This window comes from Paraburkholderia sp. (assembly GCF_047605525.1).
Lineage (GTDB): Bacteria > Pseudomonadota > Gammaproteobacteria > Burkholderiales > Burkholderiaceae > Paraburkholderia.
Genome location: NZ_JASGFN010000011.1, coordinates 98486 through 118560, shown reverse-complemented (window position 1 = coordinate 118560; position 20075 = coordinate 98486). Strand labels below are relative to the sequence as shown.

General features: G+C 61.2%; 16 protein-coding genes. 4 read left to right on the top strand and 12 right to left on the bottom strand.

Features of this window, described 5'->3' with window-relative positions:
* Window positions 1-34 precede the first annotated feature (34 nt).
* From QM685_RS17370 to QM685_RS17345, 6 genes are all read right to left on the bottom strand, one after another.
* On the bottom strand, window positions 35-790 hold the full coding sequence (locus QM685_RS17370; RefSeq protein ID WP_415117608.1) for an SDR family NAD(P)-dependent oxidoreductase: 756 nt from the start codon (window positions 788-790) through the stop codon (window positions 35-37).
* A gap of 77 nt (window positions 791-867) precedes the next feature.
* Window positions 868-1791: an alpha/beta hydrolase gene (locus tag QM685_RS17365; protein WP_415117607.1), complete on the bottom strand. Its 924-nt coding sequence runs from the start codon at window positions 1789-1791 to the stop codon at window positions 868-870.
* Between the two features lie 9 nt (window positions 1792-1800).
* The gene (locus tag QM685_RS17360; protein ID WP_415117606.1) at window positions 1801-2685 is read right to left on the bottom strand and encodes an NAD(P)-dependent oxidoreductase; all 885 of its coding nucleotides are present in this window, start codon (window positions 2683-2685) and stop codon (window positions 1801-1803) included.
* Window positions 2686-2702: 17 nt separating this feature from the next.
* The gene (locus QM685_RS17355; protein WP_415117605.1) at window positions 2703-3095 is read right to left on the bottom strand and encodes a carboxymuconolactone decarboxylase family protein; all 393 of its coding nucleotides are present in this window, start codon (window positions 3093-3095) and stop codon (window positions 2703-2705) included.
* 11 nt (window positions 3096-3106) lie between these two features.
* Window positions 3107-4756 carry a flavin-containing monooxygenase gene (locus QM685_RS17350; RefSeq protein WP_415117604.1) on the bottom strand — a complete coding sequence of 550 codons (1650 nt, stop codon included), beginning with the start codon at window positions 4754-4756 and terminating at the stop codon, window positions 3107-3109.
* A 148-nt stretch (window positions 4757-4904) separates the two neighbouring features.
* The gene (locus QM685_RS17345) at window positions 4905-6269 is read right to left on the bottom strand and encodes an MFS transporter (RefSeq protein ID WP_415117603.1); all 1365 of its coding nucleotides are present in this window, start codon (window positions 6267-6269) and stop codon (window positions 4905-4907) included.
* 205 nt (window positions 6270-6474) lie between these two features.
* Here QM685_RS17345 and QM685_RS17340 point away from each other — a divergent pair, with 205 nt between their 5' ends.
* The 3 genes from QM685_RS17340 to QM685_RS17330 all read left to right on the top strand — a co-directional run bounded on the left by QM685_RS17340 (window position 6475) and on the right by QM685_RS17330 (window position 9643).
* Complete coding sequence (locus QM685_RS17340) at window positions 6475-7386, top strand: LysR substrate-binding domain-containing protein (RefSeq protein WP_415117602.1); 912 nt, start codon at window positions 6475-6477, stop codon at window positions 7384-7386.
* Between the two features lie 344 nt (window positions 7387-7730).
* A complete protein-coding gene (locus QM685_RS17335; RefSeq protein ID WP_415117601.1) occupies window positions 7731-8411 on the top strand; it encodes a DUF2325 domain-containing protein in 681 nt (226 codons plus the stop codon).
* Between the two features lie 167 nt (window positions 8412-8578).
* On the top strand, window positions 8579-9643 hold the full coding sequence (locus QM685_RS17330) for a fatty acid desaturase (protein WP_415117600.1): 1065 nt from the start codon (window positions 8579-8581) through the stop codon (window positions 9641-9643).
* Window positions 9644-9680: 37 nt separating this feature from the next.
* On the opposite strand, the gene QM685_RS17325 is transcribed toward QM685_RS17330, so the two are convergent.
* From QM685_RS17325 to QM685_RS17315, 3 genes are all read right to left on the bottom strand, one after another.
* Window positions 9681-10988 (bottom strand): Nramp family divalent metal transporter, encoded by a 1308-nt coding sequence (locus tag QM685_RS17325; RefSeq protein WP_415117599.1) that lies wholly within the window; start codon window positions 10986-10988, stop codon window positions 9681-9683.
* Between the two features lie 138 nt (window positions 10989-11126).
* Complete coding sequence (locus tag QM685_RS17320; RefSeq protein ID WP_415117598.1) at window positions 11127-11753, bottom strand: superoxide dismutase; 627 nt, start codon at window positions 11751-11753, stop codon at window positions 11127-11129.
* A 44-nt stretch (window positions 11754-11797) separates the two neighbouring features.
* Complete coding sequence (locus QM685_RS17315) at window positions 11798-12289, bottom strand: DUF2753 family protein (RefSeq protein WP_415117597.1); 492 nt, start codon at window positions 12287-12289, stop codon at window positions 11798-11800.
* A 202-nt stretch (window positions 12290-12491) separates the two neighbouring features.
* Between QM685_RS17315 and cynS the strand changes: the two genes are divergently transcribed.
* Window positions 12492-12941 carry a cyanase gene (cynS, locus tag QM685_RS17310; RefSeq protein ID WP_415117596.1) on the top strand — a complete coding sequence of 150 codons (450 nt, stop codon included), beginning with the start codon at window positions 12492-12494 and terminating at the stop codon, window positions 12939-12941.
* Window positions 12942-12988: 47 nt separating this feature from the next.
* Here cynS and QM685_RS17305 read toward each other — a convergent pair whose 3' ends face one another.
* The 3 genes from QM685_RS17305 to QM685_RS17295 form a co-directional block, all read right to left on the bottom strand.
* A complete protein-coding gene (locus tag QM685_RS17305; protein WP_415117767.1) occupies window positions 12989-14740 on the bottom strand; it encodes a methyl-accepting chemotaxis protein in 1752 nt (583 codons plus the stop codon).
* Window positions 14741-15255: 515 nt separating this feature from the next.
* Entirely contained in the window at window positions 15256-17568 is a 2313-nt protein-coding gene (locus QM685_RS17300) for a putative bifunctional diguanylate cyclase/phosphodiesterase (protein WP_415117595.1), read from the bottom strand.
* A gap of 105 nt (window positions 17569-17673) precedes the next feature.
* Window positions 17674-19728, bottom strand: a complete 2055-nt coding sequence (locus QM685_RS17295; protein WP_415117594.1) for a putative bifunctional diguanylate cyclase/phosphodiesterase — start codon at window positions 19726-19728, stop codon at window positions 17674-17676.
* Window positions 19729-20075: the final 347 nt, after the last annotated feature.

Here is a 20075-nt window from a genome sequence, read left to right as displayed (position 1 = left end):
GAGAAGAAGCGGGAACAGGGTTGCGGCCTTTCTCCTAGTCCCACACGAGACCGCAGTCGACGTTGAGCGACTGGCCGGTGATGTTTCGAGCCATATCGGATGCGAGGAACAGAACCGCATCCGCGATGTCGGCCGGTTCGTTTGTTTTCCCGAGCGCCGTTCCCGCGGCGAGTTCGGCTTGCCGCTCAGGATGCGCGGCCGTCAAGCGCCTGAGCAGGTCTGTCGCTGTGAGCCCGGGACACACCGCATTGACCGTGATGTTGTGCTTGCCCAATTCGACGGCGGCCACGCGCGCGACGGCGATGGCCGCCGCCTTGGACACGGCATAGCTCGCATTCGAGGCGCCCTTGAATCCTTTCCCGGATATGGACGACATGTTGATGATGCGTCCGCCTCCCGTTTCTTTCATATGCCGGGCGACACGCTGCAGACAGAAGAACATCCCGCGGGTGTTGATGTTTTGTATCCAGTCCCATTCTTCGACTGAAAGATCCAGGATCTCGATGCGCCGCGTCACGCCGGCGTTGTTGACGAGAACGTCGATTTTTCCAAGCGTGCGGGCCGAAAATTCGACCAACGCATCCAGTGACGCCGGGTCGGAGATATCAGTTTCGAAGTACCACGCTTTTCCTCCCTGGTTGCGAATCTTTTCCGAGCTCTCCTTTCCCCGCGTCGCGTCCACGTCGGCAATCACGACTGCTGCACCTTCGCCGGCGAGGCGCTCCGCCACGGCCCATCCGATCCCCGCCGCGCCTCCGGTAACGATAGCGGTTCTATTTTCCATCAGCATGTTCTGCGTCTCCGATTACGCCACGCGGCTATTTGCGGTGGCTGCTTTTTGAATATGAACGGGTGCGCCGGACATTTTCATCCTGGCGCAATTCGCCGCCGAATGGCTTCGGCCGCTGCGTCGATCGCCCGGTGCGCCGTATCCACGAAATTGACCATTCGTGCGAAGCCATGCACCATCCCGTCGAACCGCACGAGTTCCACGGGCACGCCCGCCGCCGCCAGTTCACGCGCATAAGCCTCGCCTTCGTCGCGAAGGACATCGTATTCGGCCGTGGCTATCCATGCCGGAGGCGATTGATCGAGGCGCGGGTTGCGCAGCGGTGCGATGCGAGGATCCGCCCACATTTCCGGTGGCGCGTAATGCTTGAGAAACCACAGCATGTCGTTGCGGCCCAGACGGGGGCCGTCCGCGAATTCCCGGTAGCTGCCGTTGTCGACATCGGTGTCCGTGACCGGATAGAACAGCACCTGCAGGGCAATGTCGAGTAACCGTCCGAGTTCCGCTGCCGCCGCCGTCGCCAGATTGGCACCAGCGCTATCGCCGGCGATGACGAGCGGTCCAGCCGACCCGCACAGACGGGCACGATGCACGCCGGCCCAGCGCAACGCGTCTTGCACGTCCTCGAAAGCCGCCGGAAAGGGATGCTCCGGCGCCAGCCGGTAGTCGAGAAGCAGCGCCGCGCAGGAGCAGCGCGTCGCCAGGTGCCGAGCTAGCGCTTCGGAGCTTGCGATCGACCCGGTGATCCAGCCGCCGCCATGCAGATACACGATCAAGCCGCGTTCCGTTTCACCCGTGCGCAGCAATCGACCATCAATGTCGCCATCACGCGTCGGTACGCGCAAATCGGAAACCGCGTATACCTCGGGGCCTTGCCCCAGCAATTGAGCGGAGCGCTCTACCTGGTCGCGCGCTTCCTGCACGGTTCCCGCGGATAAGCGTTTTCTCCCTATGGACCGTTCGGCTTCTATCAATTGGGAAATGGCAGGGTGCAAAGGCATCACGGGCCTCTAATGAGAAAAACCGATTCCCGCTTGCCGCTCGAGCACTCGTACGATTTCCGTGAAATCGGATTGCGCCCCCGCGATGGATTCCACCATTTTCCATTTATCGAAAACCGCACTGGCGATATCCGATTGCACGCCGGAGGCACACGCCTCGTCGAGATAGAGGGAGACGTCTTTCACCATCAATCCCGTGGCTGCGCCGGCGCGAAAAGTCCGGGGCAGGACCGCGCAAGGAAACTTAGTCTGCGTCGCGCTGTTGCGCCCCGTGCCGCTGTTCAGGATGTCGATCATCATCGTGGGATCCAGGCCCGCCTTCTCGCCCAGGACGAAAGCTTCAGCGGTGACCGCCAATGCCGTGGCCGACAAAAGGTTGTTGATCAGCTTCATCGTCTGGGCCGCGCCGCGTTTTTCGCCAAGGAAAAAGGGCCGACCAATCAAGGTAAGGACTTCGCGTACCGACTCATAAACCGGTTTCGGACCAGAGACCATCAACGTGAGATCTCCGCGTTCCGCCCCCTGCACACCGCCGGACACCGGACAATCGAGCAAGCCGATGTGCACGCTTTCCAGTTCCCGCGCCAGCTCGACAGCCGCGTTGGCGCCGACCGTCGACAAATCGACCACGGTACGCACCGCGCTGCCTTCCCGGATACCATGCCGGCCGAGCACGACCTCGCGAAGCGAATCCTCCGAAGGCAGGCAGGTAAAGATGAGCGAAGCTCGTTGAGCGATCTCCATACCCGTCGAGACGGCTTCGATGCCTTGCTCCTCGAATGGCGCGCACGCGTCGCGTTGGCGATCGCAGACGACGAGTCTATTCGCGGATGCCGACAGTCGCCTGGCGATGGGACTGCCGATCTGCCCCAGTCCAATGAATCCGATGTCCACGCTGTTTCTCCTTGCATTCAGACGGAGGGATCCGCGTCAGCCATCTTGTCGAAGGCTTGACTCGCAACCCTGAATGCAGAAACGGCACACGGAACACCCGCATAGGCACCGACCTGAATAAAAATCTCCCTGATCTCTTCTTTCGACAATCCGTTGCGCAATGCCCCTCCGATATGCAACTCCAGTTCATGCTCCCGGCCAAGCGCACACAGGACGGCCACATTGAGTGCACTGCGCATTTTGAGACTCAGGCCGGGGCGCATCCACACCGCACCCCAGACGTGCTGGGTCACGAAATCCCGATAGGGCTGGCTGAACTCGTCGACATTCATCCGCGCTTGCGTGACATATTCGGTCCCCAGAACGGCACGCCTGATACTGTCTCCCTCCTGGTAAAGTTCATTGTCCATCGTGTGTCTCCTTACGCTTCAGAGGAAATGCGGGTACGGGCGCTGGATTGACTGATCACGAAACCCTCGTATCCATTGGCGGCAACTTCGTCGCACTTGTGCCTGAACGCCTCGAATCCACCGACGAACAGGGCGAAGCTTCGAGGTTTGCCCGGGATATTCGCCCCCGAATACCAGGATTCCGCAAGTGGATAAAGTGTGTTTTCGACGATGCGGTTGCTGTACTCCACCCACGCGTCCTGCGCATCCTGATTTGCTTCGATACGGACGGCTTCACGCGCCTCGATCGACTTCAGGCAGTCCCCGATCCAGTTCACGTGCTGTTCGATCGCGCACACCATGTTCGCCTTGACCGACGGGCTTTGGGGACCGGTAATCAGGAACATGTTCGGAAATCCGGCCACCATCAGGCCCAGATAGGAACGAGGACCGGCCGCCCATGCCTGCCTGAGCGTGCGGCCTCCGCTGCCACGAACTTCAATTTCCGACAACGCGCCGGTGATCGCGTCAAAGCCTGTCGCAAAAACAAGCGCATCCAGTTCGTAATGCGCGGCCTTCGTACGCAGCCCATCACTGGTGATCTCGATGATGGGCGCGTCCCGCACATCGACCAGCGTCACGTTTTCACGATTGTATGTTTCGTAATATGAATCCGACACGCAAAGCCGCTTTGCGCCGATCGGGTAGTCAATAGGGCAGAGGAGTTCCGCCACATTCGGATTTCTGACAATTTCCCGAATCTTTTTTCGTACGAACTCGGCGGCCGTATGATTGGCCTGTTTGTCGATCAGCAGATCCTTGTACGAATAGAGGAAGCTCACGGCTCCGCCGAATTCCCATTTCTTCTGATAGGTGCGATTGCGCTCGTCGTCGGACACGTCCAGCGCGCGATGTATCGGGGCAGGAAAGCCTCCCATGCAAAATGGCGTGTCCAGTGCTTCCCGGCGCCTTTCGGCATAGTTCTTCTTGTATGCACTGTCCGTTTGCGCGTCGAGCGGCCTGTTTGCAGCCGGCACGCAGTAATTCGGCGTACGTTGAAACACATGCAGATGCGCAGCTTCCCTGGCAATCTCCGGAATCACCTGAATGCCGGACGACCCGGTTCCCACCACGCCTACGCGCAGACCGGAGAAATCTACCCGTTGCCGCGGCCAGTTCCCCGTGTGAAACCATTTTCCCTTGAAGGACTCGAGGCCTTTGAATGCCGGGACATTGGTAATGGAAAGATTGCCCGTCGCCATGATGCAATATTGCGCGTGGATTACTTCTCCCTTGTCCGTTTCGACGGTCCAGAGGTTGGTCGCATCGTTGAAGACCGCCGCGGTCACTCGTGTATTCGTCTCGACCAGCGGCCGCAGTTCGAATCTGTCCACGACATGATTGATATAGGCGAGCAGATCTGGCTGCGCGCTGTAGCGCTCCGGCCATTTCCATTCCTCCTGAAGCTCCGGTGAAAACGAGTACGAATATTGAAGACTTTCGACATCGCAGCGGGCGGCCGGATAACGATTCCAGAACCACGTGCCACCAATCCCCACGCCCGCTTCAAGCGCACATACGTTCAAGCCCAGGTTGCGCAACTTGTATAGTGCGTAGACTCCCCCAAATCCCGCGCCGATGATGACGGCATCCAAATATCGCTCTGGTTTTCCGATCTTCATTTCCTGATTACCTTCGTTGGATTCGTTTAAATAAGATTCGCAAAACAACTATGGATACGGCATCGCCTTGAGGCGTGGATAGACAGGCCGGAGCGAGCGCCGCCCGCACCCGCACGACGCCGGCGCAATTGAACGCGTTTTCGTATGCCTAGCGGTGCAGTCCGATGCCCGCGGACGCGGCTATCGAACCCGATCCGACGTCGTCCGTGTCGTGTCGCGCCACGTCGTCGATCGCATCCCGGTATGTTTCGCGTCCCGCCGGCACGACAAGCAGCGTGAGCAAAGACCCCATCATGATGTAGAGCACGATCGGCCATGAAGAGCCTGTTGACGCGTATAGACTCATGGCAACGAAGGGGGTGGGCGCGCTCATGATGAGACCGCCCAACTGATAGCTGAGGGCGGAACCGCTATAGCGAAGCCGCGTCTCGAACTGTTCAGGCAGGAAGCTCGCGAGCGGGCTCAGCGTACTCGAATGAATAACCGGAAGCAGGAGCATCAGGGCGAGATACACGCATACCGGTTTGCCGGTATCGATTAGCCAGAAAGCCGGGAAGGCACCCAGGATGGTTATCAGCGCGCCGAGCATCAGGGCGCGCTTGCGCCCGATCCTGTCGGCCAGCATCGCGTACAACGGAAGGGTGAAGATCTGCACGAACGACGCGGTGCATACGGCCCCGAGCATGGTGCCACGCGGAATGCCCCTGTCGGCACCGTAGCGAATGATGAATACGGTCGCCAGGTAGAAAAGGACGCCGGGCGACGCATATACGCACACGTTGATCAGCAGGGATCGGAATGAAGTGCGCAGGACTTCGACGACTGGGAAGCGCACCTCCTGCTTGCGCTGTTTCACCTGCGTGAACGCCGGTGTTTCCTCGATGTTCATCCGGATATATAAGCCGAGCAGCACCAGCGCCGCGCTCCCGATGAACGGCACACGCCATCCCCAGCTCAGCATCTGATCGGGCGGCAGCTTCTCGACGAGGTAAAACGATGCGGTTGAAAGCAGGACTCCCGCTGGAATTCCGCACTGCGGGAAGCTGCTGTAGAAAGCGCGCAGGCGCGGGGGCGCGTGCTCGATCGACATGAGCACCGCACCGCTCCATTCTCCACCGATACCGATGCCTTGCGTGAGGCGGAAAAACACCAGCAGCACCGGCGCGAGTAGGCCAACCTGGGTATATGTCGGCAAAAGGCCCACCGCCCCGGTCGACAGGCCGACCACCAGCAGACTAAGCACGAGCATCGATTTTCGTCCGATCCGGTCGCCGAAATGACCGAATATGATGCCGCCCAGCGGCCTGGAGACGAACGCCGCGCCAAACGCCCCGAACGATGCGAGCGTACCCACCAGCGGATTCAGATTAGGAAAAAAGAGCTTGTTGAAGATCAGTGCTGCTGCCGTGCCAAACAGGAAAAAATCGAAGTACTCGATAAGTGTGCCGATGTAGCTTGCCGCAGCCACTTTCATCATGGCGGGCCTTTCCGTGGGATTTTTGGTCCGGTTCAACGTCGTCTCCTTGATTGTGCAACCCGGATGCCGCAGAATGCGCGGTTCGTAGTTGATCGTTTGCCGTCAAACTCGTTTCGGGAATTGTGAAATCTCGGCACAGGGCAGTCCAATCGGATATTTGACTGGTGCGATAAATTTTGCTTATTGTGAGGCTTGGCCGCTTTCCACCAGACATCAAGGCGTTCCCGCCAGATCCCAGAACATGGAGCTTCGTCAACTTCGGCACTTTCTCGCTCTCGCTGACGAGGCACACTTCGGCCGAGCCGCCGAACGGCTGTGCCTCTCCCAGCCCGCGTTGAGCACCAGTATCAGCAAACTGGAATACGACTTCGGCTTTCGCTTATTCGAACGCGACAACAAGACTGTGCGAATCACGCTCGCCGGTGAACAAATGCTTTCGTACGCCCGCGAAATCATCAACCAGGCGAACCGCACGCAAAATATGGCGCGGATGCTGGCCAGCGGTAAATCCGGTCGGATCGAGATGGGTTTTACCGGAACAGTGTTCCGGCAGGAAATCCAACGATTGATCACGCAATGCCGGGAAGAAAATCCGGGCATCGAGATCGCATTGCGAGAGGTCTCGTCCCAGAAGCAATTGGAACTGCTTCATGCGGCGCGGCTTGACGCGGGCCTCGTCACTGTTCCTCTCCCCCCGACCGACCTGGAACATATCGCGCTCTTCGAGGACCGTTTCGTCGTTTGTGTGCCGTCTGACCATGCATTGGCCAGACGCAAGGGGATCAGTATTTCCGAGCTTCGCGACGAACCCTTCGTCTTGCAGTCTCGGGAAAGTTCGCCTGTCATCTATGACATGCTGATCGGTTTGTGCGTCGCAGCGGGGTTTTATCCCAACGTGGTATCGGAGTCGTCCCATATCCTCAGCACGATCAACCTCGTGTCGCGAGGCATCGGCATCGGATTCGTGCTCAATTCACTCGTCGATATACATGCGGACGGGGTAGCGTTCGTCGCGATCGATCAGCCGGTACTGCCACGCCGTTGCGGGTATTTCATCTGGAATTCCCAAAGGAGCGCGCCGGGGCTGGACGCTTTGGTGCAAAGCTTCCGGACATTTGCGCATGCCAGGCTCCACTCGCAAAAGAGCGACTGAACCGGATTCCGCCGTGACGTAAAGCGTTTATGCGGCGGGCTGAGCGTCAGTTGCTTAGTGCTCGACGGAATGGAGCGCGGCCTCGAATCCGACCTCGATTTTCCATCGTCTGTTTGGTCTCGTCATGACTGTGCTGGATGGCCCAGATGGCGGCTTGCCCGATGCACTGGTATGCAGATGCACGCGCGCATTCTCAGCGCATCGTCGCCATCGAGAAACGTTCCCCGATTCCAGACAAGGGCAGGTAACGGGACGTGCCCATTGCAGGGAGACTTCAAGTTAATGAGAATCATTGCTAATATAAGACCAGCTTACGGCGCTGATGCCAGCGAGGATGGATCGGAATGACGGCGACAGATCGGAACTGGGTGCACCTGTGCGACGAACACGGCAGGGTGGTCCAGGAATCAGGGCGTGCGCAGCCGCGTGCGTCGGACGTCATCGTTGAGCAGGCGAGGAAGATCGCGGCACTGGAGGCCCAGGCGATGCAGTTGCGTGGGGCGGTGATGATCCGGGAGACCGCGCTCGCGTGGGCCCGGGAAGAACTGGAGGAAGTGAGGGCGGCGATTCCGGGACTGCCGAAGCGGCTCGCCCTTGCGCAGCAGGTGCGTGTGCTCGAGGCCAGGGTCCATGCGTTGATGCGCGGCGAGTCCAGCGTGCCTTCCAGCCAGAATCGTCGGCCGGCGCCGGCGCATGGCTCCGCGGCGCGTCCCACCGAGCGCAGAAAGGTCGTGATCTGGATCGGTCAGGATCGTCCGCCGACCGGAAAGGCCGAACTCGCACTCGCGGCGACCGGCGTGCGGCTTGTCCGCACGGATGCGGCCGATAGCGGACAGCTCGACGCAGGGCTGGCGGACGCCGACCTCGTGATCTGTCAGGCCGGATGCGTGAGTCACGGTGACTGGTGGCGGGTGAAGGATTACTGCTCGCGAACCGGCAAGCAATGCGTTCTGGTGGAACAGCCCGATGCGCTGGAGCGGGTGATTGGGTCGCGCGCGCCGGCATCGACCAGCACCATCGACTAGATCCCGCCGGATGTTGATCGCAGTCAATACGGACCGCGGCATTCTGGTTGAAGGTCCCGACGGGGCGACGCGCGTGGCTACGTGTTGCCTTGCTGTAACCGTCCCACTGCTACTGACGCTTTCACTGCTGCATATCCGCCTGTTCTTCTGATGAGGTAAACCGAACCATGACGATGCCTGTCCAGCCCGTGCCGCCAGGCGACCCTCTGCCACACCGGAAAATCCTGCGCTCGTGGCTCGAATCGCTGTCCGGACGCACGACGGCTTATCCGGTCGTCCTGCTGCTCCTGGATTATGTCGTGTTCGCCGCATTGATCGCGCTGGTCGTTTTCGCGCGCAGCGTAGCGCTCAAACTGACCGGCGCACTCGCTGCTGGCTTCGTGATCGGGCGTCTTTTCATCATCGGCCACGACGCGTGCCACCAGAGCCTCACGCCACGCCGCACGCTCAACAAATGGCTGGGCCGCATCGCCTTCCTGCCATCCCTGACACCGTATAGCCTGTGGGAAGTCGGACACAACGTCGTGCATCATGGCTACACGAACCTGAAGGGCTTCGATTTCATCTGGGCACCGCTGAGCCTCGCGGAATTCCGCGCGCTTTCGCGCCCGCGCCGGTGGCTGGAGCGCATCTACCGAAGCGGCTGGGCGCCTGGCCTCTACTACATGGTCGAGATCTGGTGGCGCCGGATGTTCTTTCCGCGCAGAACCGCGATGCCGACCCGACGGCCCGTGTTCTTCCGGGACTGCTGCCTCGTCGCCGCGTTCGGCATCGCGTGGCTGGGCGTGCTCGCATGGGCCGCGGTCGCGACCGGGCAGCCGGTGGCCGTGCTGATGGTGTTCGGGTTTGTCGTGCCGTTCCTGTTCTGGTGTTCGATGATCGGGTTCGTCGTCTATGTGCACCATACGCACGAGCGGATTCGCTGGTACGACGACCGGACCGCATGGGCGAACGCGCAGCCGTTCGTTTCGACCACCGTGCACCTGACCTTCCGATGGCATGTCGGCGCGCTGCTGCATCACATCATGGAGCACACCGCGCATCACCTCGACATGAGCATTCCGCTGTACCGCCTGGAGGAGGCGCAGGCGAAGCTCGAGACACTTCTGCCCGAGCGCATCGTGATCCAGCCGTTCTCGTGGCGCTGGTACTTCGCGACCGCGCGTCATTGCAAGCTGTACGATTTCGCCGCGGGACGATGGACGGATTACGACGGCCGCGCGTATTCGTGAACGCTGCCGGCGCGGCGCGCGGCGCGATACGATCCGTTCAGCCAGTGAGGCCCGGTAGCGCGACGCCGAAAGTCTGAAGCAGCAGGACAGCGTTCAGCAGAAGGATGACGCCCGTGGCCGCGATCGCCGCGATGTCGGTCATCCGGCCGTTCGCGAATTCGCCCATGATGTCGCGGCGTCGCGTGAAGCGCACGAGAGCGATCATCGGAACGGGCAGCGCGAACGACAGGACGACCTGGCTGATGACCAGCGCCTGCGTGGCGTTCACGCCGAGCGCGACGACGATGAACGCAGGCGCCATCGTGACGAGCCTGCGCAGCCAGACCGGGATGCGAAAGCCGACGAAGCCCTGCATGATCATCTGGCCAGCCATCGTTCCGACGACCGAGCTGGACACGCCGGAGCTCAGCAGCGAAATCAGGAAGAGGGTGGCGGCGCCCGCGCCGAGCAGCGGCGTGAGGGTGTGATATGCGGATTCGATTTCCGCGACGTCGCTATGGCCCGCATGAAAGGCGGCGCTCGCCATGATCACCATCGCCATGTTCACGAGCCCGGCGATCGACAGGGCGACGATCACCTCCAGGTTCGAAAAGCGGACCAGCAGCCGGCGTTCGCGCGCATTGCAGCCGGCTATGCGGCCCTGTGTCAGCCCTGAGTGCAGATAGATCGCGTGCGGCATGACAGTGGCGCCGACGATACCGGCGGACAAGGTCAGCGCACCGCCGCCGGGCATCGACGGGACGAACGTGTGCAGCGCCGCCTGCCCCCATGCGACGGGCGCGATGAACACCTCGGCGAGGTAGCAGAGACTGATCACGCCGACGAGCGCGCCGATTACGATTTCCATCGGGCGGAAGCCGTTCTTCTCGAAGAACAGGATCGCGTAGGTGACGATCGCCGTGATGGCCATGCCCGCGATCAGCGGCAGCTTGAAGAGCAGGGCGAGGGCAATCGCGCCGCCGAGGAATTCGGCGAGATCGGTCGCCATTGCCGCCACTTCGCTCACGCCCCACATCGCGTAGACCGCGGGGCGGGAAAACTGCTCGCGGCAGAGCTCGGCGAGACTGCGGCCGGTGACGATGCCAAGCCTCGCGGACAGCGCCTGGAACAGCATCGCAACGAGATTGGCCGCGAGTACGACCCACAGCAGCGCGTAGCCGAATCCGGCGCCCGCCTGGATGTTCGTCGCGAAGTTGCCTGGGTCCATGTACGCGATCGACGCAATCACCGCGGGCCCCGCGAACAGCAGCAGCGAGCGCGGTCCGCGTGGCCCGCTGGCGAGCACGTCGCGGATCGCGCTCGTCGCGCGTCCGGTCAGCGTACGTTGGCTGGGCACGGTGTTCATCGAAACCTCCCGCATGACGTCGGGCGTCATGCGATCAATGATATCTGTTTCCTGTTCCTGAGCAGGCGACCGCGCGGGCCGCCCGCTCTGCATGACGGGGTGTGCTTCCGCTGTCGTGGCGGCTTGCGGCGTGGCCGGTCAGTGCCCGCGTGCGACGTCGTAGCGCCGGGCGACTTCCTGCCAGTCGACGACGTTGTAGAAGGCCGCGATGTATTCGGGCCTGCGGTTCTGGTACTTCAGGTAGTAGGCGTGTTCCCAGACGTCGAGCCCGAGCACCGGTGTGTTTCCCGACATCAGCCCCGCCATCAGCGGGCTGTCCTGATTGCCGGTGCTTTCGACGACCAGCTTGCCCTGGTTGTCGACGCTCAGCCACGCCCAGCCGCTGCCGAACCGCGTGAGCGCGGCCTTGGTGAACGCGTCCTTGAACGCCTCGAAGCCACCCAGATCGGCGTCGATCGCCTGTCTGAGCGCCCCATCCGGTTCGCCGCCGCCCCGCGGTGACATGACGGTCCAGAACAGGCTGTGATTCGCATGACCGCCGCCGTTGTTGCGCACCGGCAGGCGGATGGCTTCGGGAAGCGATCCGATCTGCGCGATCAGGGTCTCGACCGGCAGATCCTGGAATTCAGTGCCTTGCACTGCGGCGTTGAGATTGTTGACGTAGGTCTGGTGGTGCTTGGAGTGATGAATCTCCATCGTGCGGGTATCGATGTGCGGCTCGAGCGCGTCGACCGCATACGGCAGGTCCGGCAAAACGTAAGGCATCGGGAGTCTCCTTGCAGGGCTGGGTCAGATCGTCAGCAGGTCGTTCAGTGCCGCGTCGGGCCGTCGACGTTGAACGCCAGACAACCCATGCGCAGGGCACGCGTGACGAGGGGATGCGGCCCGTGGCGGGCCACATGGGAAATCAGGGCGAAGTGCGTCTCGCGGCTGTGGCGTAACGCGGCCTGTCGCAGCGATGCGGTCCGGTCGGCGTTGAGCATGAGCGCGATAAGCGCTTCATGCGCCCGGCAAAGATGACTGGCTGCCGTGTCGGCATCGCCTTGTTCGACATGCAGGTCGGCGAGGTTGTGGTACGAGACGACCAGCGCGGCTACGCAGTCCTCTGCGCGACCGGACGGAGGGGCGGCAATCAGTTGACGCGCGATCGACAGCGCCTGCTCATAACCGGCGAGCGCCGGACCCGCCCCGGCTTCGCGCGCGGCGGCAATGGCTTGCCGTGTAACGGTTTCCCACTGGGACAGACTCAGGTCCCGGGATGGCGAGCCGACGGGGCCAGGTGTGGCAATCTGCTCGTGCATGATGAAGCCTCCTGTTTTTGCTCCCTTTGCGTCGACGGAATGTCTGCGTAATCGGGTTTATGAATGATAACCATTATCATTTACAATTGCCAGAATAACTGGGGTGACAGCCTGCGGCAAGCCGCGGGGTCGCTGTGAAGTCGGGACAGCGGCCTCACGCGCCGCCCACACGTGTCGTTTTCTTTTTGAAACGGAGTTCAACATGATTTCCAGCCGCAACGAAGTGACCGAAATGATCGTCGCCGCGAAAGTAGCCAACGGTATCAAGTGGGCAGACGTGGCGACCAGGGTCGGGTGCAGCAAGGAATGGACGACTGCCGCCTGTCTGGGGCAGATGACACTTGACGGGCAGCAGGCCAAGACCGTTGGCGAAGTCTTTGATCTGCCGGAAGAGGCGATTCGCTGGTTACAGGTAGTGCCGGGCAAGGGGTCGCTGCCGGCCGCGGTGCCGACGGACCCGCTGATCTATCGCCTGTACGAGATCGTCAGTGTCTACGGCTCGACGATCAAGGAACTGATCCATGAAGAGTTCGGCGACGGGATCATGAGCGCGATCGATTTTTCGATGGATATCCAGCGCGAACCCGATCCGAAGGGCGATCGGGTCAAGCTGGTGCTGTCGGGAAAATTTCTTCCGTACAAAACGTACTAGAAGGCGCGGCCCACCGCGGAGCAGATAGTCCTCGCCTTCCCGCAGATTCAGAACGTGTCCCAGCCTTCGCCGGCGACTGCCGTAGCTGGAGCATCGGACAGGGGAGTCGATGCAGCGGCAGGGCGAGCGGCCACAGTGGATTGACGACTCGCCGGCTTTCCGACGTGCGTGCGGGCTACAGGCGGGTTAGCCAGCGGGGCGGGTCTGTCCGTTGCATGCCCAGCGGGCTGGGTGTCCAGACGAAAGAACGCAATCGCCTGGTTCAGTTGCTGCCCCTGATCCTCAAGGGACTTCGACGCAGCCGCTGCTTCTTCGACCAGCGCGGCATTCTGCTGGGTGACTTCGTCCATCTGCGTGATCGCCTGGTTAACCTGTTCGATGCCCCGGCTCTGCTCGGTCGACGCAGCGGCGATTTCGCCCATGATGTCGGTCACGCGTGCCACCGCCTGTGTGACCTCCGACATGGTCTTGCCCGCCTCATTCGCAAGCGACGAACCATCCTGGATTTTCTGAACCGACGCGTTGATCAGATCCTTGATTTCCTTCGCGGCGCTGGACGAACGCTGGGCGAGGTTGCGGACCTCACTGGCAACGACTGCGAACCCGCGACCCTGTTCCCCGGCGCGGGCCGCCTCCACGGCTGCATTGAGCGCGAGGATGTTGGTCTGGAATGCAATCCCTTCGATGATTCCTGTGATCTCGGCAATCTTGCTGGAGCTCGCGCTGATCTCGCCCATCGTGTCGACCACCTGACTGACGACCTGATTGCCGCGTCCCGCCACGTCGGATGCATTAGCCGAGAGCGAGCTTGCCTGCTGCGCGTTCTCGGCATTCTGCCTCACCGTCGAGGTCAGTTCCTCCATGCTCGCTGCAGTTTCCTGCAGTGAAGCAGCCTGCTGCTCCGTGCGCGAGGAAAGATCCACGTTACCTGAAGCGATCTGGCTCGAGCCGGTGGCAATGCTGTCCGCTGAGGTTCGCACCTGACCAATCAACCGGACGAGACTGGCCTGCATCTCGCCCATCGACGCGAGCACGCTCCCGGCTGGCGCGTGCTTCGCCCCAGGTACCGGACTCAGATCGCCGTTGGCCACGCGCTGCGTGACTTCGCCCAATGCGGCCGGCTCGGCGCCGAGGGCACGCAACAGATCACGCGTGATGACCATACCCGCCACGACCGCCATCGCAATAGCAGCCAGACAGATCGCAATCAGCAGGTTCCGCTGGGTCGCAAACTGATCGGCTGACTGCCGGACCATCTGCGCCGCATGTTCGTGGGTAAAGTCCGCATAGTCGTTTGCCGCCTTGATCAGTGCCGACAGCAGCGGCCTGCATTTGGTGGCAATCTCTGCAATTGCGGCATCGCGCTGGTTGTTCAAGGCCAGCCGGTCGATTTCCAAAGCCACGGGACGATAAAGTGCCTCGATCCGCGGAAGCTCGGCTGCCAGACTTCGGCCCTTTTCGCTCATGTCGGAAGCGTTCGCCACCATGGCGTTGAACTTTTCGAGATTAGCCTCGACTCTTCGTTCAGCGTCGTTGACCGCTGCCTTTTCCACGTCTATGTCGGCCGGCGTCGTAACCAGCACCAGGTTGCGTACCGCCATGGCGCGATCGTCAACAGCAGTACGAACTGCTTCAGCCATGTCGGCGCGTGCATTAATACCGCTGACATATCCGGTGAACCGGTCATTGGCGTCGTTCAGTTCTTTGAGCGAAAGTCCTGATACGACAAGCACCACAATAGCCAGTACCCCGAAAGCGCCCGTGAGCTTCGACTTCACAGACAGTTTATTCAGATTCATATGAGGTTCCATTTCCAATGAAGGGGTAAGCGGCTCGGACCACGGCGGAAATTTTTTGCCACCGCGTCCGTGGGAGTACAGGATGCGGGCCGATGAGTACTTCACGCTCATGGTCATGCATCCTGAATCTGCTTATACGGCGATGATTGAAAAGACTGAAGTCCGGGTTGAGCCCGACTACCAAGCCGCAAACGTTGGCGCGATATTTAATTTTTCTATAGGACAAAAACAACATTAGGTTTACTAATTAAATGATGGTATTTAACAATTAACCATTCATTTTGTCTGACGATTTTCAGAGGCCATCCATATGCATATATAGTGGGCAGGCTATATTCGGCTTTGCCTGACCACGGCGTCGTCTGTGAGTCTTCAAGAGGAACTGGCGTCAACTAACGCGACTTTTGTTCTGATCTCGAAAAAAGATCAATTCATCAGGATGGGAGAAGGTCGATCAGCCGGAGACTGGCCATCCGGCATGCAGCGGCGATGGCGAGGCCAACCGGTTCAGCGCATCACGAGATACCCATCGTGGCGACGCTGATCTGCTCGACGAGAGGCACATCGTGTTCGTCCGGCATCGGCCGGCCAAAGATGAAACCCTGAACCTCGTTGCACCCTTCCGCAGTGGCGCAGGCCAGTTGTTCCGGCGTCTCGACACCCTCGGCAACCGTGGTGACGCCAAGCCGCTTGCCGAGGTCGGCAATTGCCCTGACGACCGCGGCGCAATCGGGTCGCATGACGGCATCCCGTACAAACGAACCGTCGATCTTGATCTTGTCGAACGGGAAGGCACGAAGATGCGCAAGCGACGAAAACCCCGTTCCGAAATCGTCGAGCGCCACGCGCACGCCGATGTCCCGCAGCCCGCGCAGATCGGCAATCGCCAGTTCTTCATTGAGCAGCAGCGCGGTTTCGGTCACCTCCATTTCGAGCTGGTCGGGAGGAAGACCGGACGCGGCCAGCGCGCCCTGTACCGCGGCCACGAGTGTGCCCCGGCCCAGTTGCGCGGCCGACACGTTCACCGCAACCCGTGCGCCGTCCGGCCAGCGGGTAGCGTCCCTGCACGCGCGGCCGAGTACGAACAGGCCGAGCCGGTCGACCAGTCCGCTGTCCTCCGCAACCGGAATGAACTCGGCGGGTGAGATCCAGCCTCGCTGTGGATGATGCCAGCGCAGCAGTGCCTCGCGCGCGGTAATCCGTCCACTCCTGATGTCGACGATCGGCTGGTAGAACACGAAGAGTCCGCGGTTTTCATCCAGCGCAATGCGCAGTTTCGCTTCGAGGCGCAGGCGTTCCTGAATTCGCGCCTCCATATCCGGCAGGAACATCCGGACCGTTCCCTTTCCCGACGATTTCGCGGCATACAAGGCAATGTCGGCGCGCGAGAGCAGCGTCCCCGCATTTTCGCCGTGCAGGGGCGCGATGGCGATGCCGATGGAGGCGCCGATCCGCACCTCCCGGCCTGGATCGAGGCTGTATGGCGCGCTGAGGGCGTCGACGAGTGCGTTGGCGAGAACGACTGTCTCCTGCGGGTCATCATGTTGCAGCAGTACCGCGAACTCGTCTCCGCCGATCCGTCCAATGGTCATGGACGATTCGCGGCACTGGCTGCTTAGCCGTGCCGCCACCTGGGCGAGCAATCTGTCGCCGGCCCCATGCCCTCGGGCATCGTTGACCAGCTTGAAGTCATCGAGATCAATATAAAGCAGGCCGGTTGAGTTGCCGGGACTGGAAAGGCTGTCCTCCAGCTTTTCGAGGAAGGTTGCGCGGTTGGCGAGGCCGGTCAGCGCATCGTAGTGGGCAAGCCGGTGGATACGCTCTTCAGCTTCGACCTGCTTCGTGACGATGGACCAGGAGAGCATCGGCCCGATATAGGTACCCTGTGCGTCGTTGACCGCCGACACCTGCAGATCGAGCACTTCCGGCCCGAGCCGGATGCGGGTGCGGTGCGGCAGGTTGGCCGGATCGGATACCAGTCTGCGTTGATGTTCCGGATGCCTGTGAAAGACGTCGAAGGACGTGCCGACAAGCTGGTCTGCTTTGACGGGCAACAGGTGTTCGATCCTGCGCAGCGTGTGCTTCGACGTTTCGTTGACGTAGTTGATGTTGAAGGTGGCCAGATCGACGGTCATCACGGCAACCGGCATGTCGTCGATCATGCGCAGCAGCCGGCTTTGGGCCTGCTCCCTCAGACGCGCATCGGTCTGTGCGTCGATCATGCGGGTGAAGTCCTGGTAATTGAGCGCAACGAGGACGAGCAGCGCGAACGAGACGAGGGCGATGTTGACGGCGGTGGCGATGAGCGTCGGTTCACCGGTCAGGGAAAAAAACGAGACGAACGCACCGTTGACGATGACCGTCACGATGAGGGCGGCTGAACGCAGGTGCATCAGACTGAAGATGCAGCCGATCACGGTAATGGCCATATAGAAGGCCAGTTGGGCCTTTGCGTAGGCATTGCCGTATGGGTAAAGCAGCAGGGCCCACGACGTGAAGGCGACGGCGATCAGCGCACCGAAAAGATTCGTGCGCAACAGCGCGCGCCGTGCCACTTCCGGCATCGGGTCAACGCGGCGCGAACTCCACCAGTGAATGAAGCGTACCGCTGAAACGGCGGTCAGCAGGACTGGAGCGACGATCGTCAGCCAGGCCGGCGCAAGGCTCACATGGGTGATGGCCACGCCCCACGTGCTCGACACGAGAATGAAATACATCAGCGGAAGCTGACGGGAGAAGGCGCGATACTGCGCCCTGAGCAGTTCCGGATTGTCGCTGGGAACCGTCATGAACTCCTTCGCAGCGGCAACTATACGTTTTACGGTCATTATCCTGCTCTCTTTCCGGTCTGCCAGATCCGGTTGACCAGCTTAGCCGTTGCGTTACTCTTGTCGTAACCTGATTGCCGTCCCGACAACTGTACTTTATGCCGTCTAACAGGTGGTGCGAAGCTGTTCCGGGCCGTCACGTTCCAGCGCTACCCGGGTGCTGCCCGGAATATGGTGGAGCGGGGCGGGCCGGCCGAGCAGGAAGCCCTGCGCCTCGTCGCAGCCTTCCTCGGTCAGAAGCGCAAGCTGGTCCCAGGTCTCGATGCCTTCGGCGAGGACGGGGATACCCAGGCTCTTGCCCAGCGCCAGGATCGCACGAATGATTGCCTTGTCCTGCGGGCTCGATACGGCCTCGCTCACGAACGACTGATCCAGCTTGATCCGGTCGAACGGGAAGGCACGCAGCGTGTCGAGCGACGAATAGCCGGTACCGAAGTCATCGAGCGCGATGCTCACGCCCAGCGCCTTGATCTGGCGAAGGGTATGCAGCGAGCGTTCCCTGTCGGCGAAGATGGTCGATTCTGTCAGTTCGAGTTCCAGCCGTCCGGGTGCCAGTCCCGTCTGTTTCAGGACGTCGGCGACGAGCCGGGGCAGATCGGCATGCGCAAACTGCACGGCGGACAGGTTCACCGCCACCTTGCAGGAAGACGCCCAGGAGACTGCCTGTGCGCACGCTTCGCGCAGGACCCACTCGCCAATCTGAAGGATCAGCCCGTCCTCCTCCGCGAGCGGAATGAACTGCGCTGGCTCGATGGCGCCCCTGTCGGGATGATTCCACCGCACCAACGCTTCAAATCCCCGGATCTCGCCGGTCGAAAGAGAGGCCTGTAGCTGGTAGTGGACGCTTAGCTGGTTGCCGCCGAGTGCGCCGCGCAGATCGGCCGCCAGGCTGCGCCGTGCCCTGGCGATTTCGTCCATCGCCGGCTCATAGAAGCAGACGGAGTGCATCAGATCGGCCTTGGCGCGGTACATGGCCAGATCGGCGTTGTTGATGAGCGCGGCCTTGGTGGATGCGTCGTCAGGGTAGAGGGAAACCCCGAAGCTCGCCCCCGGTGTGACCTGGTAGCCGTCGAGTTGCACCGGCCGGTACAACGCGCCTTTGAGCCTTGCAAGGAAATCGTGCAACCCGGCTTCATCGGCCAGCCGATGAATCGCGACAAACTCATCGCCGCCGATCCGCGCGACGAACTCGCCTTCACGCAGCAGGCTGGCCATGCGCTGGCCCAGAATGCGCAGCACCTCGTCCCCGGTGTGGTGGCCGCGCAGATCGTTGATTTCCTTGAAGCGGTTCAGGTCGATGCCGATCAGCGCGAGCCGGCTTTTCCGTTCACGCGCCAGGCCGATCTCGAGATCCAGCCGCTCGTTGAAGTTCATGCGGTTCGGCAGGCCGGTGAGGACATCGTTGAGCGCTATCCTGCGCAGATGCTCCAGCGACTCGGCGCGCACGTTGTCGTCGATGAGATAGCTCACGAGTGCCGTGCAGGCGATGACAAGCGACATGCCCGCGATCGCGATCGCGAGGGTCTGCAGGGCCGCGGGATCCGAAAACGACCCGTCGATCCGCACGGTTTCGACACGGAAAGCGGTCATGCCGGTGAAGTGCAGGGCGAGAATCGCGGAAGCCAGCAGGCCGGTCATGATGTTGCCGCCTCGCGCCCCCGTCTGCATGGCGAAGTGCAGCGCCGCCGCGGACAGTGTGACGGCGAAGAAGATCGACGCCACCAGATACGGCATGTCCCACGAAACGATGCCCTGAACCCGGTAAGCGATCATGCCGGTGTAGTGCATCAGCGTGATCGCCACGCCGACGATCGCGCCGCCGAGGGCCGGTGTGAACCGCGCCAGCTTGCTGCCCGCGATGACGAAACCGAGCGTGCTGCCGGCGACCGCGATGACCAGTGAGACCATGGTCAAAAGCGGATCGAAGCCGACCGGCACGCCCGGATTGAAGCCGAGCATGCCGATAAAGTGCGTGCACCAGATCGCCACGCCGGCCGCGACGGCGGTGAGGACGTGCCAGCCGGTTTTCTGCAACCCGCGGGTATTGAGCGTGCGCAGGTACAGCCGGGCTGTCACCCATGAGCCGGCGAAGCAGATCAGACCGGCGAGCATCACCAGCCAGATGTTGTGCCTGTTGACGATGCATCCTATGACGCTCATGATCTAGCGCCCCACGGTGTGACGCGCTGGCGTGAACGGGCAATCCGTCTCTCGTGCGGGACTACCGCCTGATGAGTCGCGGGGGCGGGGAAGTTGTACCCGTTTCGTGTAGCGAGCGGAGGTGTACCGCACTGCATACCAGTTGCCATAAGATTGGAATTCATCCGGATGAAGCTCAACACGGGATCAGAACCATGCGGGTATTTTCATTTCATCGTTAACGGAAAGACGTTCAGGATCTGAACGGATAAAACGTTAAATTAGAACCCTTCTTAAAATGTTAAATAATCCTGGAGTTTTCGGGGCTGACCTGGCAATGCAGTTACCGCGCTTCCGAAAGCCTGGGC

Bases quoted from the DNA above. Each gene is read 5' to 3' on its own strand.
- QM685_RS17370 (WP_415117608.1), bottom strand. From the start codon at position 790: ATGCTGATGGAAAATAGAACCGCTATCGTTACCGGAGGCGCGGCGGGG.
- QM685_RS17365 (WP_415117607.1), bottom strand. From the start codon at position 1,791: ATGCCTTTGCACCCTGCCATTTCCCAATTGATAGAAGCCGAACGGTCC.
- QM685_RS17355 (WP_415117605.1), bottom strand. From the start codon at position 3,095: ATGGACAATGAACTTTACCAGGAGGGAGACAGTATCAGGCGTGCCGTT.
- QM685_RS17350 (WP_415117604.1), bottom strand. From the start codon at position 4,756: ATGAAGATCGGAAAACCAGAGCGATATTTGGATGCCGTCATCATCGGC.
- QM685_RS17340 (WP_415117602.1), top strand. From the start codon at position 6,475: ATGGAGCTTCGTCAACTTCGGCACTTTCTCGCTCTCGCTGACGAGGCA.
- QM685_RS17335 (WP_415117601.1), top strand. From the start codon at position 7,731: ATGACGGCGACAGATCGGAACTGGGTGCACCTGTGCGACGAACACGGC.
- QM685_RS17330 (WP_415117600.1), top strand. From the start codon at position 8,579: ATGACGATGCCTGTCCAGCCCGTGCCGCCAGGCGACCCTCTGCCACAC.
- QM685_RS17325 (WP_415117599.1), bottom strand. From the start codon at position 10,988: ATGAACACCGTGCCCAGCCAACGTACGCTGACCGGACGCGCGACGAGC.
- QM685_RS17320 (WP_415117598.1), bottom strand. From the start codon at position 11,753: ATGCCTTACGTTTTGCCGGACCTGCCGTATGCGGTCGACGCGCTCGAG.
- QM685_RS17315 (WP_415117597.1), bottom strand. From the start codon at position 12,289: ATGCACGAGCAGATTGCCACACCTGGCCCCGTCGGCTCGCCATCCCGG.
- cynS (WP_415117596.1), top strand. From the start codon at position 12,492: ATGATTTCCAGCCGCAACGAAGTGACCGAAATGATCGTCGCCGCGAAA.
- QM685_RS17305 (WP_415117767.1), bottom strand. From the start codon at position 14,740: ATGAATCTGAATAAACTGTCTGTGAAGTCGAAGCTCACGGGCGCTTTC.
- QM685_RS17300 (WP_415117595.1), bottom strand. From the start codon at position 17,568: ATGACCGTAAAACGTATAGTTGCCGCTGCGAAGGAGTTCATGACGGTT.
- QM685_RS17295 (WP_415117594.1), bottom strand. From the start codon at position 19,728: ATGAGCGTCATAGGATGCATCGTCAACAGGCACAACATCTGGCTGGTG.